Origin of the sequence: Collinsella aerofaciens (genome assembly GCF_028207065.1) — a bacterium.
Taxonomy (GTDB): domain Bacteria; phylum Actinomycetota; class Coriobacteriia; order Coriobacteriales; family Coriobacteriaceae; genus Collinsella; species Collinsella aerofaciens_AR.
The window spans coordinates 58,506-72,934 of record NZ_JAQLFP010000008.1; the positions used below are offsets into that span (position 1 = coordinate 58,506).

Here is a 14,429-nt window from a genome sequence, read left to right on the forward strand (position 1 = left end):
TTTGGTGCTTGGTTGTTTCCGTTGTGTTACTGCCCAAAGACCTCTTCGGCGATACGAGCGCTCTCGGCGGCGTCCTTGGCGTAGTAGTCCGCGCCGATCTGCTTGGCGTATTCGGGGGTGAGTACGGCGCCGCCTACGATGATCTTGACGCCCGGCACCTCGGCATGAAGCAGCTTGATGGTCTCTTCCATGGCCACGACGGTGGTAGTCATAAGCGCCGAGAGGCCGACGAGCTTGATGTCACGCTCCCGTACGGTCTTGAGCACCTCTTGCGGATCGACGTCGCGGCCAAGGTCAAAGACGGTGTAGCCGTAGTTATCGAGCAGCATCTTGACGATGTTCTTACCGATGTCGTGGATATCGCCCTTGACGGTGGCCACGCAGATCTTGCCCTTGTCGGCAATCTCGTCGGCGGGCATCAGGCGCTTGATGGTGTCAAAACCCATGCGTGCCGCCTCTGCCGATGCCATAAGCTGCGGCAAGAAGAACTTTCCCTGGTCAAAGAGGACGCCGACCTCGTCGAGGGCGGGGATAAAGTGGTTATTGATGAGGTCCATGGCGTCGTGGTCGGCCAGCAGGCGCTCGGTCTCGGCCGCGATCTCGCCCTTGCGGCCCGAGACGACCATGCGACGGATGGGGTCGTCGTTGCCGTCGGTGCCGGAGGCGCCGGCAGCGGGCGCGGCGTCGCTCGAGGCGGCCTGGGCGGCTGCCGGGTTTGCGGCGATCTTATAGGGATCGGTCCAGCCGGCGTAGCGCTCGATGTATCCGGTCGAGCCCTCGTCCTCAACGCTCAGCACGCGATAGCTGTAGACGGTGTCCATAAAGCGCTTGGAACCCGGGTTCATGATGGGGGCGTCCAGGCCCGCGCCGAAGGCGGCGGCCAAAAAGACCGAGCCCAGCAGCGGGCGGGCGGGCAAGCCAAAGCTGATATTCGACACGCCAAGCGCGCATTTGACGCCCAGATGCTCCTTGCACAGGGACATGGCGCGCAGGATCTGTTCGGCTTGGCGTTGATTGGTCGAGGCGGTCATGACCAGGCAGTCGATGAGGATGCGGTCCGGGCCGATGCCGTAGCGGGCGGCCTCGGCCACGATGCGCTCAGCGATGGCGAAGCGAGCCTCGGCGGTATCGGGGATGCCGCCTTCGTCGAGCGTGAGGCCGACGACGTTGGTTCCATAGTGGGCGACCAGCGGAAAGATCTCATCCATGATCTGCTGCTTGCCGTTGACCGAGTTGATGATGGGCTTGCCGGCGTAGCGGCGTACGGCGGCCTCGACAGCGGCGGGATCGGTGGAGTCGATCTGCAGCGGCAGGAGCGTGGAGCCCTGGAGCTGCTCGGTGGCCTGCTGGATAATCTTGACCTCGTCGATCTCGGGCAGGCCCACGTTAACGTCCAGGATATCGGCGCCCTGTTCTTGCTGGCTGATGCCCTGACTTACGACGTAGTCCAGATCGCCGTCGCGCAGGGCCTGCTGCAGGCGCTTTTTGCCGGTGGGATTGATGCGCTCGCCGATGACGGCGATCTTGTGGCCGTCGCAGGGAAGGTCCACGACCGTCTGGGCGCTTGTGACCGACATGCTGGGCTTGCGGTGGCGCGGGCTGGGCGTGTGGTTGACGATGAGGGTGCGAAGTGCCGCCATGTGCGTCGGCGTGGTGCCGCAGCAGCCGCCCACGACGCTCACGCCGTCCTCAATCATGCCGGCGACGGCCTCGGCGTATTCGGGTGCCTGGATATCAAAGACGGTATTGCCGTCATCGTCCACGCGGGGCAGTCCCGCATTGGCCTGCACCATAACGGGCTTGTCCGTAACGGTGAGCATACGCGCGGCGAGTTCTCGGAGCTCGGCCGGGCCCTGGCTGCAGTTGATGCCCAGGACATCGGCGCCGATGGCATCGAGCGTGATGGCGGCAACCTCGGGACTCGTGCCCAGGAAGGTGCGACCGTCTTCCTCAAAGGTCATGGTGGCAAAGACGGGCAGGTCGGAGTTCTCGCGGCAGGCGAGGACGGCCGCCTTGATCTCGGCAAGGTCGGTCATGGTCTCTATAATAAAGAGGTCCACACCCGCGGCGACGCCGGCGCGCACTTCCTCGGCAAAGAGGTCATAGGCCTCGTCGAAGCTGAGGGTACCCAAGGGGCGAAGCAGCGCGCCGATGGGGCCGATATCGCCGGCGACGTAGTGGGCGCCGGCCGCGCGGGCGCAGGTGACTGCCGCGGCAAAGACGTCTGCCACGGTGGCGGCGCCGTCGAGCTTGTGGGCGTTGGCGCCAAAGGTGTTGGCGGTGATCACGTCACAGCCAGCCTCGACGTACTGACGCTGAATATCGGTGATGACCTGGGGCTCCTCAAAGTTGAGCAGTTCGGGCAGGGCGCCGGCCTTCATGCCGGCCGCCTGCAGCATGGTGCCCATGCCGCCGTCGAACAGCAGGTGTCCCGTGCCCTCGATGGCGGCGCGCAGGCGGTCATCCTTAATGCGAAGGTCGTCGATCGTGCGCGTCTTGTATGCATCGCCGCTGCGGCGGGCAGCATCAACGGGTGCCGCCAGCGCGGCACCGTCCAGATCATGAGTGATAAGCGGAGTAAACATCGGGGGCTCCTAATGGCTGGAATAGCAGGTGGTGTGGGCGGCGCGGAAGCGGCAGTGCTCGCGCATGCGGCAGATATTGCAGGTGGGGCGGCTCTGGGCGTCGTGGACTTCGCCGTCAAACAGGCCGATCACCGCGGTCACGCTCTTGGTGGGCATGAGCAGGCTGGTGGGGGTGACGGTAAGTCCAATGAGGCGCGTGGCGTTGAGTGCAGCCACGATCGAGCGCTGGGCCGAGAGCGGACAGTCGCCATAGCCGGGACTGAAGCGCCAGTTACCGGCGAGTCCGTGTGCAGCGGCCGCAGCCTTGACTTGCTGGTCCATCTGCTCGACGGCGGCCTCCACGTAGGCGGAGCATGCGGCGTCGAGCACGGCTCCCTCTAGGGGCTGCTGAGCTCCCGTGGTGCGCAGACGGCGTTCGGCGTCCATGCCGAGGGTGCATGCCATGAGTGCGGCAAAGCGGGCGTCTTTGAGGTGGCGATAGATATCGCGACCGCGCAGTTCAACGTTGGTGCCGACTAAGCGAATGCAGGGCTCGCCCTGTTCATCGACGCCCGTGGCATCGATGGCAAATATGCGGCGCACGCCACGGGGCTCAATGTCCAGCTCCAGACGCTCAACGACAAGCTCAATACGCTGCGCTAGCTCGGGCTCAATCTGCTGGCCGCCGTAGCCCAGATACCGCAGCATCTCGGCACGGTCGACACGAGGATGGTGGGCAGCGTCGATACGGTAAAGCGCCGGCGACGCAAGGTCGGCCGGCACTTTAACAACGGTTGTATCGATGTGCGGTTTTTCCATTACCCCAGACGCTCCATAATGGTCGCGGCGATTGCAGGACGGTTCATAGTGTACAGGTGCAGACCGTCGGCGCCGTGCTCCTTGAGGTCGCAAAGCTGGCGGGCGGCATAATCTACACCGGCTGCCTGCAGGCTCTCGGGGTCGTTCTCGTATTTGGCGAGGATCTTGATGACGGGGGAGGGCAGCGACGCGCCGCACATAAAGACCATGCGGCTGATCTGCGACTTGCCCATAAACGGCATGATGCCCGCGGTAATAGGCACGGTGATGCCGGCCTTGTCGGCAAGCTCGCGGAAGCGATAGAAGCACTCGTTATCAAAGAAGAGCTGCGTCACAAAGAAGCTCGCGCCGGCGTCTTGCTTTTGCTTGAGGTGCTCGACCGAGAGGTTGAGATCCTCGCAGGCAATGTGGCCCTCGGGGTAGGCTGCGGCGCCCACGCAAAAGCCGGCGTCGACGAGCTCGGGGATGAGGTCACGGGCGTAGGCGTAGTCGGAGGCGGGCTTGTCGTCCTCGGTCGCGCCAGCGGGCAGGTCGCCGCGCAGGGCCAGGATGTTTTCAACGCCGGCCGAGCGATACTCGTCAATCTTGGCGGCGATATCGGCATGTGTGCGGCCAACGCAGGTGAGGTGCGCTACCGAGGGCGTATCGAATTCGCTCGTAATCATATGTGCGATGGGGGCGGTGGTGGCACCGTTACCCGAGCCGCCAGCGGAACAAGTGACCGAGACAAAGCTCGGTGAAAGCTTGCACAGGTTGCCTGCCACCTCGCGAGCCGTATCGAGGGTAAGCTCACCCTTGGGCGGGAACATCTCAAACGAAACGGACGTGGTGCCCTGGGATGCTGCCTGCTTAAAAACCTCGTCGACGCGCATATCGTGCTCCTTTAGATGCCTGGGTGCGATGTGTTGTAAGGATTCTACAGCACCGCTGTGCCACGGTGGAGTTTTACTCGCGATTTAGGGATACCAATCAAAGATGCCTTGCTATCGGCATTGCCTATAGCAGAGCGGTCAATGTAGGAAAGGGCTATATTGAATGGTATCTGATGCGAAATACCAGTTAAGAAAGCCCTGTCCCAAATTGACTGCCCTTAAATCATGGGGAGAGGTCTGCAATTTATACAGTTGATTGGCCATTAAGGGCGGCAGTGCCGCTGTGATGCGGTAACCTCATTGATTGGTTTCGCGACAGCAACATAACGGTAATGTCGCGGAAACACGGCGAGTCTAAGCTATGACTCGTTCGTTAGTAATCAACACCGCATCTCACGCGGTGCCGATACGAAGGGAGTTCCGTATGGCCGATCTTACTGACCGCTTCGGGACCATGGTGTTCTCTGAGGAAGTCATGAAGGACTACCTCCCCAAGGACATTTGGAAGCGCCTTGCTGCAACCCTCGAGGACGGTGAGCCGCTCGACCTGGATGTGGCCAACGCCGTTGCCCACGCCATGAAGGTCTGGGCCATCTCCAAGGGCGCCACGCACTACGCGCACTGGTTCCAGCCGCTTTCGGGCATTACTTCCGAGAAGCACGACAGCTTCCTCGAGCCCAACCACGACGGCACCGCCATTACCAAGTTTACGGGCAAGAACCTCATCCAGGGCGAGCCCGATGCCTCCAGCTTCCCCAACGGCGGTCTGCGTGCCACCTTCGAGGCCCGTGGCTACACCGCCTGGGATCCCACCAGCCCTGCTTTTATCAAGGACGACGTCCTGTGCATCCCCACGGCTTTCTGCTCCTACACGGGCGAGGCCCTGGACAAGAAGACCCCGCTGCTGCGCTCCATGACCGCGCTCTCGCGTGAGTCCAAGCGTGTACTGGCACTCTTTGGCAAGACCCCCAAGAAGGTCGTTCCTTCCGTGGGTGACGAGCAGGAGTACTTCCTGATCAAGAAGGATGCCTACCGCAAGCGCAAGGACCTGGTCATCACCGGCCGCACGCTCTTTGGCGCCGCTCCCTGCAAGGGCCAGGAGCTCGAGGAGCACTACTTTGGCGCAATCCGCCCCACCGTCTCGTCCTATATGAAGGACCTGGACAACGAGCTGTGGGCGCTCGGCATCCCCGCCAAGACTAAGCACAACGAGGTTGCCCCCTGCCAGCATGAGCTCGCCCCCGTCTATGGCGAGGTCAACGAGGCCATCGACCAGAACCTGGTCATGATGGAGAAGATGAAGCTCATCGCCTCCCGCCACGATCTGGTCTGCCTGCTGCATGAGAAGCCGTTCGAGGGCATCAACGGTTCGGGCAAGCACAACAACTGGTCGCTCGGCACCGAGTCCGAGAACCTGCTCGATCCGGGCGACACCCCGCTCGACAACCTGCAGTTCATCGTCTTCCTCACCGCGGTGATCGAGGCCGTCGACAACTATCAGGAGCTCCTGCGCGCTTCCGTCGCTTCGGCCGGCAATGACCACCGTCTGGGCGCCAACGAGGCTCCTCCGGCGATTATGTCCATCTTCCTGGGCGACCAGCTTACCGAGGTCGTCGAGAAGATCATCGACGGCAAGGCTTCCGTCCACGCCACGCGCGGCGTGCTCGACCTGGGCGCCGACACCCTGCCCAAGCTGATGCAGGACAACACCGACCGCAACCGCACCTCCCCGTTCGCTTTCACCGGCAACAAGTTTGAGTTCCGTGCCTGCGGCTCCGAGCAGAACGTCTCCGACTCCAACCTGGTGCTCGATGCTGCCGTGGCCAAGTCGCTCAAGTCCTTTGCCGATGCACTTGAGGGCACGCCCGAGGACAAATTCCAGGACGCTGCGCTCGAGTACTGCAAGAAGGTCCTGACCGATCACCAGCGCATCCTGTTCTCCGGCGACGGCTACTCCGACGAGTGGCCCGTCGAGGCCGAGAAGCGCGGCCTTGCCAACAACAAGACCACGGCCGACGCACTGCCTGCCTTTGTTTCCGATAAGGCCATCGCGCTCTTTGAGGAGACGGGCGTTCTGACCCGCGCCGAGGCCCAGTGCCGCTACGACTGCAAGCTCGAGAAGTACAACAAGCTCATGAACATCGAGGCTACCACGATGATTCGCGAGGCACGTCGTACCTATCGCCCGGTCATCACCGCCTATGCCACCAAGGTCGCTAAGGGCCTGGAGACAATCCGCGCCGCCGGTGCCGACGCTGCCATGCAGTGCGAGCAGAACACGCTCAACAAGCTCTGCAACGGCATCACCGCCATCAACGATTCCATCAAGGCTCTCGACGCCGTGCACCAGAAGGCCGAGACCCTCGATGGCCAGGAGCAGGCCAACGTGTACGCGCACGAGGTTGTTCCCGCTATGGATACGCTGCGCGCCGCCGTGGATGCCATGGAGGAGATCGTGGCAGCCGACTACTGGCCGGTCCCGACTTACGACGACATCCTGTTCTATGTGTAGAACGTAACTGACATATCGTCACGGTATTGAGCCGGGGTCCGCATCGCGCGGGCCCCGGTTTTTGTTTGCGAAGGACGCTTTGAAGCCCGTTTTACCGCCGATTTGCCGGGATCCGCACCCTGTCGGGTTCGAATCCCGGCGTATGGGTAGCAAAAAGCCCGCTACCGAATTGGTAACGGGCTTCTCAGATTCTGTGGTGCCCCCAGCGGGATTCGAACCCGCGATATCCACCTTGAAAGGGTGGCGTCCTTGGCCGCTAGACGATGGGGACAGCGGGAAAGAGTATAGCAGACTTTTTTGCCGGCGCGTATATCGTTGGCAAACTGGAAAACCACCACAAAGGTACCTGTCCCCTTTGTGGTGGTTGGGGCGTTAGGGGAGGAGCTTCATGGCGGCGTCGTGGGCGGCGTGCTCGTAGGTGTCGTCGAGGGGTTTGAGCGGCAGCAGGGCGGCGGCCTGTGTGTCGCCACGGCGCTCGAGGGCGTGCGCGATGAGCCAGTCGGCGAGTTCGGGGTTCTTGGGCAGCGCCGGGCCATGCAGGTACGTGCCGATGACACCCTTGTAGATGAGACCCTCAAAGCCATCGTCGCCGTTGTTGCCGGTGCCCGTGACGACGGACGTTCCGAGCGGCGTGGCATCGGCGTCCAAAAGCGTGCGGCCACCGTGGTTCTCGAATCCCACAAAGGGCTCGGGTGCCAGGTCGGTCTTGACGGCGACGTTGCCGATCAGGCGGTCGGAGCCGCGTACGGTCTCGGCGGCAATGACGCCCAGGCCCTCGATGCGATTTTCGCCCATATAGTACGAACGGCCGAGCAGCTGATAGCTGCCGCAGATGGCGAGCAGCGAACCGCCGTCCTCAACATAGGCTGCGACCTTGTCTTTTTGGGCGAGCAGCTCGTGTGCCACGGCTAGCTGGTCGCGATCGGATCCGCCGCCCATCATGACGATATCGGCATCATGCAGATCGAGCACCTCGCCCATGCGGACCTCATCCACGCGAACGGGGATGCCGCGCCAGGCGCAGCGGCGCTCGAGGGCGATGACGTTGCCGCCGTCGCCATAGAGGTTGAGGGCATCGGGATACAGGTAGACGATGCGCAGCGGGCGCGAGAGCTCGACTGGCGCGATACCGACAGGAAGAGCGCTGCCGTCGGCACGGACTGCGGCGCGGGCGGCAACCGTGGCTGCATCGGCACCCTTCAGCCCGTCGAGTTCTTTGACCAGCGGCGGGAAGGCCGTGTAGTTGGCGACGGCGTAGAAGGTGTCATCGGCGGCCTCGTCTGCCATGGCGCCAATTGCCTGCGCGACGTCCGAGATAATGGCGGCGTCGATGCCGGCGTACTTGAGGCGTACCTGCATGTCGTGCGCACGCGTGCCTCCGGCAAAGGCGACAAGATCCGGCGTGTCGGCGATGCGCTCGAAGTCGACATCGTAGATCCACGAGACATCGTGGCCGTCGGCATCGTTATCGTTTAGGAAGAAGGCGCAGAGCCTGCCACCTGCCGTTTTAATGGACTGGATCTGGCGATCGAAGCCCACGGGATTCTTGGCCAGGTTGGCCTCGACGGTGCGGCCGGCAATATCCCAGCGGCCCATGCGTCCGCCGGCGGGCACGTAGGCATTAAGCGTGGGCTGCAGGTGCGCCGCGTCCACGCCCAGCTCGTGCGCCGCAAAGAAGGCGGCGGCGACGTTATAGACCATGTACAGGCCGTTGTAGCGCGTGGCGATGTGCACGGCGGGCGCGTTGGCCTCGGGTCCAAAGGCCAGGTCAAAGCCGTAGCCGTCGCAGCCGAGCTCAACGCCCGTCACGCGGCGGAGCAGCGCGGGGCGACCCCAGCCGCACGAAGGGCAATGATAGGCGCCCAGCTGTCCGTACTGCACATAGTCGTATTCCAGCGGGGCGTTGCACTGCGAGCAAAAACGCGAGTCGCTAATGCGGTCGGACTCGGTGCCCGTGGCGCCGTCGATGCCAAAGGCGATGCTCGTGTTGGGGACGCGCGCGGCGATCGAGGCGCACAGCGGATCGTCGGCGTTGTAGATGAGCGTTGTCGTCGGAGAGAGCTCCAACGCATGGGCGATGACGTCTTGGGTATGGTCGATCTCGCCGTAGCGGTCTAGCTGGTCGCGGAACAGGTTGAGCAGCACAAAGTACGTCGGTTTGAGCTTGGGCAGAACGCGTACGGTGTAGAGCTCGTCGCACTCAAAAACGCCCACGCGCTTGCCGCTGCTGGTGTGCTTAAGGCTGCCGCGGGCCTCGAGCAGAGCACCCACCACACCAGGCTCCATATTGTTGCCGGCACGGTTGCACACCACGGTAGCGCCGCTGGCAGCAACGGCGTCAGCGATGAGGTTGGAGGTGGTGGTCTTGCCATTAGTACCGGTAATCACCACGCTGCGGTCGACCAGGCTCGCGAGGTCGCTTAGCAGCTCGGGGTCGATCTTCATGGCGATGCGGCCGGGAAGCACGCCACCCTGGCGTTTGAGGACAGAGCGCAGTCCCCAGCGGGCGATATCGCTCGAGGTGCAGGCGAGAGATGAGCGGAGGTTCATGAAGCCGTTCCTAACATAGATGACATGGTCGGGGCGATCGCGTCGCTAAAAGCCGTAGCGGCGCGCAAATTCCTGGGCGAGCTGCGATACATCTTCGCAGGCGTTGGCCCAGGGGGCAAAGTCGGGGGTGTCCGAGATAATGCCGTCGGCTTCCCAAACTGCCTGATGCGAAAGGTCCCAGGGGTCGTGCGGTTCGGGCCGGCAGGGAAGGTACGGTGTCTGATACATGGGGTTCAGCAAAAAGAACGCGCCGCCCTCGCAACGGTTAGCGAACTCACGCAGCGCACGCACCGCCGGGCGCATCTTGTTTGTTTTGAACAGCAAGATCGTGCGGGCGAGCAGGTACCAAGGAGAGTTTTCGAGTGCGTCTGCCCCCATCTGTTCCTCGAGCTGATGCGCCAGGGCAAAAAAGCCGTCCTGGTCTTCCAAGCGGGCGAGGGCAAGCAATACGGTGCCGGCGGCCCGGGTGGGATAGCCCTCCGCCTTAAGGACACGGCGAGCATAGTTGGCGGCGGCGCGGTAACGAGCGCTCGCCATGCACAGCTGCGAGATGGCCTCGAGTGTGTGAAGCCACCCGATAAGGGCCGGCTCGCTCACGGTAAGGTCCGCTGCGGTGACACCGTCGGCCAAAACATTATTGGCCCAATAGTGCGGGGCCTCCATATCAAACCCGGGCACGCTCTGTTGCAGGTAGTCGGCCGTGCTCGTCTCGAGCTTCATCAGGTCGCCCAGGCAGGCGTCGACGGGCGTGTCCGCCAAAATGATGGCGAGCAGCTGGGCATCGACGGCCAGCGCATCGACGCGGACGATCTTGAGCAGCTCATCACGCATGTCGTCGAACAGGCGGTTGCGCGTCTGCTCAAACTCCTCGTCGCTGCCCATGTCCTCGATGCGATGGAGCTCGTCGAGCAGGTGGCGATGAACGCCGGCATAGGACAGCAGTGCCTGGGCATGCTCGGCCTGCGCATACTTTTGAGGATTCGCGCTAATGTCGTTATGGACAAGCTCGCGTGCTGCATCGGTGAGCTCGGGGTGCGACGCCAGATAGGTGCGCTCCAGGTAGGCGGGGATGTAGACGCTCGGATCCATTAGAGGTCCCCTCCCTTAAATGGAAGCCCCTGCTCGGCCGCGCGCAGGATGCGCTCGTCGATCTGGGAGCGCACGATGTCGTTGGTGGCGATCCAGGCGGCAAAGCTGGCGTTGTCGGGGGCGCCCAGGCCCTCCTGCAGTACCGGCGTCGCCTCGGACAGCGCAAGGACAAGCTCGTCGGTGGAGCCTGCACCCACGTTGACGCGGGCATAGACGCCATCGGGAAACTCGGTTTGGAAGTAGAGCGCCTCGGCTGCGTGCGGGCACGAGCGCGCAAGGATGCGCAGGTAGTGTTCGGCGCCCTCGTAATCCAGCTCGCGCCAGGCAGCGCTCATCAGCGCGATGAGCGTCCACGGGTCCAAGTCGCGTTCTGCATCCTTGGGACGACGGCGCAGCGGCGTGTTGGCGAGATAGGGGACGGAGTGGGCAGAGCGAAAGCGCCTGAGCTCCTCAGCGGGGTATTCGAGCTTTGCCATGGCGAGCATTGCGGTGTGGCGGACGCCGGCAGGATCGTTGGGGGCAAAGTCGAGGCTGCGGTTTGCGGCTTCGAGCGACATGCGGTAGCGGCCGCTAATGAGCGCGCGCGATGCCAAGGCGGCAAGCCAGCGCAGGTAGGGACGGCGGGTCAGGTCGCCTGCGGCCTCGCGCTCGTAGGGGTCCTGCGCCGAGGCAATCTTGAGCGCCAGATCGTGCTCCACCTCGTCGCACTTGGACACCAGATATTGCACGTATTCCTCGTTGGAGTCAGCGGTGAGGGCGCACAACATGCGCTGCGCATCCCAGTTGGCCGGATCGAGTGCGACGGCCTCGCGAAGCATGTTCTCGGCAGCGGCCTCTTCCTGCTCGGCTTGGGCATCGTCGGGGATAAAGGGAATGCGGTAGTCGACGGCCTCGACCACCTTGGCAATCAGATGCCCGGCGCGGTCGCGGTCGTGCACGATGAGCGGCGCGGGGTTGCGGGTGAATTGCTCCATCAGACGCTCGACGGCGGGGCCGTCGGTGAGCGGGATATTGTCGCGGCGCAAGGCCTCAAGAACGAGGCGATGGCAATCCTCTTGAATGGGATCGAATGCCATGGGGCCTCCTTTGCTGCGGTTAGGGTTCAAATGTCTCTATATAAGGTTCTAGTTTACCCGCATGTGGCACACCGGGGGTGCCGCACTTGGACATGCACCTTTGCACCACGAAGACGGATGTCGCACAAATGTCGGCGCCTTGGACGACTGAGTGGTATCACGGTGCCGCAAACGGTCGATTTTTGGCGGCGAACGGGGCGCATTTTGGAGGGGCACCGTCCTGCCCGGGATATGTGGTCAACCTTGATAAAACGTTTGCCCAGCTTGGGAGTATGAATGCCCCACAAGGGTCTTCAGGGATAGAAAAAACGTTTCATCATTGTTGGCTTTAGGTGAATAACTGACCAACCAGAACGGTAAAATAGTGTTTGTCTGAGCGTTGAGACGTTTAGACATCGTGCGTTGTCATCGCCGGCAACGCGCAAAACGGTCCTAACGGAGCCAATCGGGTGCTCCGTTATATACACAAGTCTAAGAGGGGCTTGTTTAGGAGGCACAGTATGGGACGTTTTACCAATCCTCGCGATCTGTACTTTGGTGAGGGCGCTCGCCACGAGGTGAAGAACCTCAAGGGCAAGAAGGCCATCATCGTTTCTGGCGGCAGCTCTATGCGCCGCGGCGGGTTCCTGCAGGACGTCGAGGCCGACCTCAAAGAGGCCGGCATGGAGGTCAAGCTGTTCGAGGGCGTCGAGTCCGACCCGTCCATCGAGACGGTCATGAAGGGCGCCGAGGCCATGCGCGAGTTCGAGCCCGACTGGATTATCGCCATCGGCGGCGGCTCGCCCATCGATGCCGCTAAGGCCATGTGGGTCTTCTACGAGTATCCCGAGGAGTCCTTCGACAACATCATCCAGCCGTTCAGCTTCCCCGAGCTGCGTCAGAAGGCTCATTTCTGCGCCATCTCCTCTACCTCCGGCACCGCTACCGAGGTCACCGCGTTCTCCGTTATTACCGACTACGCCAAGGGCATCAAGTACCCGCTGGCCGACTTCAACATCACCCCTGATGTCGCCATCGTCGACCCCGAGCTCACCTACACCATGCCCGCCAAGCTGTGCGCTCACACCGGCATGGATGCTCTGACCCACTGCATGGAGGCCTACGTTTCCACCTGCGCCTCTATGTTCACCGACGCCAACGCCCTGCACGGCATCCGCGAGATCGTCGAGTGGCTGCCCAAGTCCTATGCTGGCGACCATGAGGCCCGTCAGCACATGCACGAGGCTCAGTGCATCGCCGGTATCGCCTTCTCCTCGGGCCTGCTCGGCATCGTTCACTCCATGGCTCACAAGACCGGTGCTGCCTTCGAGAACGGCCACATCATCCACGGTGCCGCTAACGCCATGTACCTGGGCAAGGTTATCCAGTGGAACTCCAAGGACCCGCGTGCTGCTGAGCGTTACGCTTACGTGGCCAAGGAGATCCTGCACCTTCCCGGCGAGACCAACGAGGAGCTCATCGCTGCGCTCGTCCAGAAGATTCGCGACCTCAATGACCAGCTCAACATTCCGCAGTCCATCAAGGATTACGCGAATGGTGGCGTGAAGGTCGACGCCGAGAACCCGCAGATGGTTTCCGAGGAGGAGTTCCTCGCCAAGCTCCCCGAGATCGCCGCGAACGCCGAGCAGGACGCCTGCACGCCCGAGAACCCGCGTGAGACCAAGGCTGCCGACTTCGAGAAGATTCTCAAGGCCTGCTACTACGACACCGACATCGATTTCTAATCGACTCTTGTTATCGTAACGAGGGGCTCCGCACGTATCTGTACGGAGCCCCTTTCTTTTTTCTTTTAGAGAATGGGATAGTTATGGCTGCAATTTTCAATAGCCCCAGCAAGTACATCCAGGGTCCGGACGAGCTCGCCAAGCTCGGCTCCTATGTCGAGCCGCTCGGCGCTAAGGCCCTCGTCATCGTGACGCCTTCGGGCAAGAAGCGCGTCGGTGCCAAGATCGAGGGCGGTTTTGCCGAGGCTAAGGCCGAGCTGCTGTTTGAGGACTTTAACGGCGAGTGCTCCAAGGGCGAGGTCGATCGCCTGGTTGCGCTCGCTCGCGACAACGGTTGCGACATCATCGTCGGCGTCGGTGGCGGCAAGATCCTCGACACCGCGAAGGCCGTCGCCTATTACCTGGAGTCCCCGGTTATCATTTGCCCCACCATTGCTTCGACCGATGCCCCGTGTTCGGCACTTTCGGTGCTCTACACCGACGATGGCCAGTTCGATAAATATCTCTTCCTTAAGGCAAACCCCAACATTGTTCTGATGGATACGACGGTTATCGCGGCGAGCCCGGTGCGCCTGACGGTTTCCGGTATGGGCGATGCGCTCGCAACCTACTTTGAGGCCCAGGCGACGCATGATGCCGACGGTGGCACCTGCGCTGGCGGCAAGGGCGGCATGGCCGGTCTGGCGCTCGCCAAGCTCTGCTACGAGACGCTTATGGCCGATGGCGTCAAGGCCAAGGTCGCGCTGGAGAAGGGTGCGCTCACGCCTGCCGTCGAGCATATCATCGAGGCCAATACGCTGCTTTCGGGCATTGGCTTTGAGAGCTCGGGCCTTGCTGCTGCTCATGCCATCCACAATGGCCTGACGATGCTGCCCGAGTGCCACGGCATGTATCACGGCGAGAAGGTCGCCTTTGGCACCATCGTTCAGCTGGTACTCGAGGATGCTCCGACTGAGAAACTCGAGGAAGTCTTGGGCTTCTGCATTGAGCTGGGCCTGCCGGTCACGATGAAGGAACTTGGCGTTGCCGAGCTTACGCGCGAACAGGCCATGATTGTTGCCGAGGCCGCCTGCGCGCCCGATGACACCATGTGCAATATGCCGTTTGAGGTGACGCCCGAGATGGTCGCAAACGCCATCCTGGGTGCCGACGCGCTGGGACACTACTATCTCATGGATGAGTAAATCAAGCTAAGGAAGGGGCAAAGCCAGCAGACGGCTTTG

Annotated in this window: 9 protein-coding genes and 1 tRNA gene; 3 read left to right on the forward strand and 7 right to left on the reverse strand. The window is 62.3% G+C overall.

The window, feature by feature from the left end:
- Nucleotides 1-26: 26 nt before the first annotated feature.
- From PMX72_RS03805 to PMX72_RS03815, 3 genes are read right to left on the reverse strand one after another with little or no spacing between them, the layout of a single operon-like run.
- Entirely contained in the window at nt 27-2,585 is a 2,559-nt protein-coding gene (locus tag PMX72_RS03805; protein ID WP_199575546.1) for a homocysteine S-methyltransferase family protein, read from the reverse strand.
- A gap of 9 nt (nt 2,586-2,594) precedes the next feature.
- Nucleotides 2,595-3,383, reverse strand: coding sequence for a hypothetical protein (locus tag PMX72_RS03810; RefSeq protein ID WP_117786382.1), 789 nt, complete (start codon nt 3,381-3,383; stop codon nt 2,595-2,597).
- Nucleotides 3,383-4,255: a methylenetetrahydrofolate reductase gene (locus tag PMX72_RS03815; protein WP_117786381.1), complete on the reverse strand. Its 873-nt coding sequence runs from the start codon at nt 4,253-4,255 to the stop codon at nt 3,383-3,385. Before PMX72_RS03815 ends, PMX72_RS03810 begins: the two co-directional genes overlap by 1 nt.
- Nucleotides 4,256-4,679: 424 nt before the next feature.
- On the opposite strand from PMX72_RS03815, the gene PMX72_RS03820 reads away from it, so the two are divergent.
- Nucleotides 4,680-6,767: a glutamine synthetase III family protein gene (locus PMX72_RS03820; RefSeq protein WP_117786380.1), complete on the forward strand. Its 2,088-nt coding sequence runs from the start codon at nt 4,680-4,682 to the stop codon at nt 6,765-6,767.
- Nucleotides 6,768-6,961: 194 nt separating this feature from the next.
- Here PMX72_RS03820 and PMX72_RS03825 read toward each other — a convergent pair.
- From PMX72_RS03825 to PMX72_RS03840, 4 genes are all read right to left on the reverse strand, one after another.
- Nucleotides 6,962-7,038 (reverse strand) — tRNA-Glu (locus PMX72_RS03825).
- 101 nt (nt 7,039-7,139) lie between these two features.
- On the reverse strand, nt 7,140-9,317 hold the full coding sequence (locus PMX72_RS03830; protein WP_233540622.1) for a MurT ligase domain-containing protein: 2,178 nt from the start codon (nt 9,315-9,317) through the stop codon (nt 7,140-7,142).
- 45 nt (nt 9,318-9,362) lie between these two features.
- Nucleotides 9,363-10,406, reverse strand: a complete 1,044-nt coding sequence (locus PMX72_RS03835) for a hypothetical protein (RefSeq protein ID WP_117786457.1) — start codon at nt 10,404-10,406, stop codon at nt 9,363-9,365.
- Nucleotides 10,406-11,482, reverse strand: a complete 1,077-nt coding sequence (locus PMX72_RS03840; protein WP_271729429.1) for a hypothetical protein — start codon at nt 11,480-11,482, stop codon at nt 10,406-10,408. The genes PMX72_RS03835 and PMX72_RS03840 overlap by 1 nt, the downstream gene beginning before the upstream one ends.
- A 500-nt stretch (nt 11,483-11,982) precedes the next feature.
- Here PMX72_RS03840 and PMX72_RS03845 point away from each other — a divergent pair, with 500 nt between their 5' ends.
- The gene (locus PMX72_RS03845) at nt 11,983-13,206 is read left to right on the forward strand and encodes an iron-containing alcohol dehydrogenase (protein ID WP_117786455.1); all 1,224 of its coding nucleotides are present in this window, start codon (nt 11,983-11,985) and stop codon (nt 13,204-13,206) included.
- Nucleotides 13,207-13,289: 83 nt separating this feature from the next.
- Nucleotides 13,290-14,390 carry a glycerol dehydrogenase gene (locus PMX72_RS03850; protein WP_117563611.1) on the forward strand — a complete coding sequence of 367 codons (1,101 nt, stop codon included), beginning with the start codon at nt 13,290-13,292 and terminating at the stop codon, nt 14,388-14,390.
- Nucleotides 14,391-14,429: the final 39 nt, after the last annotated feature.

What these genes read in the sequence shown, in the direction of transcription:
- PMX72_RS03805 (WP_199575546.1), bottom strand. Translation starts at nt 2,585, where the DNA reads ATGTTTACTCCGCTTATCACTCATGATCTGGACGGTGCCGCGCTGGCG.
- PMX72_RS03810 (WP_117786382.1), bottom strand. Translation starts at nt 3,383, where the DNA reads ATGGAAAAACCGCACATCGATACAACCGTTGTTAAAGTGCCGGCCGAC.
- PMX72_RS03815 (WP_117786381.1), bottom strand. Translation starts at nt 4,255, where the DNA reads ATGCGCGTCGACGAGGTTTTTAAGCAGGCAGCATCCCAGGGCACCACG.
- PMX72_RS03820 (WP_117786380.1), top strand. Translation starts at nt 4,680, where the DNA reads ATGGCCGATCTTACTGACCGCTTCGGGACCATGGTGTTCTCTGAGGAA.
- PMX72_RS03830 (WP_233540622.1), bottom strand. Translation starts at nt 9,317, where the DNA reads ATGAACCTCCGCTCATCTCTCGCCTGCACCTCGAGCGATATCGCCCGC.
- PMX72_RS03835 (WP_117786457.1), bottom strand. Translation starts at nt 10,406, where the DNA reads ATGGATCCGAGCGTCTACATCCCCGCCTACCTGGAGCGCACCTATCTG.
- PMX72_RS03840 (WP_271729429.1), bottom strand. Translation starts at nt 11,482, where the DNA reads ATGGCATTCGATCCCATTCAAGAGGATTGCCATCGCCTCGTTCTTGAG.
- PMX72_RS03845 (WP_117786455.1), top strand. Translation starts at nt 11,983, where the DNA reads ATGGGACGTTTTACCAATCCTCGCGATCTGTACTTTGGTGAGGGCGCT.
- PMX72_RS03850 (WP_117563611.1), top strand. Translation starts at nt 13,290, where the DNA reads ATGGCTGCAATTTTCAATAGCCCCAGCAAGTACATCCAGGGTCCGGAC.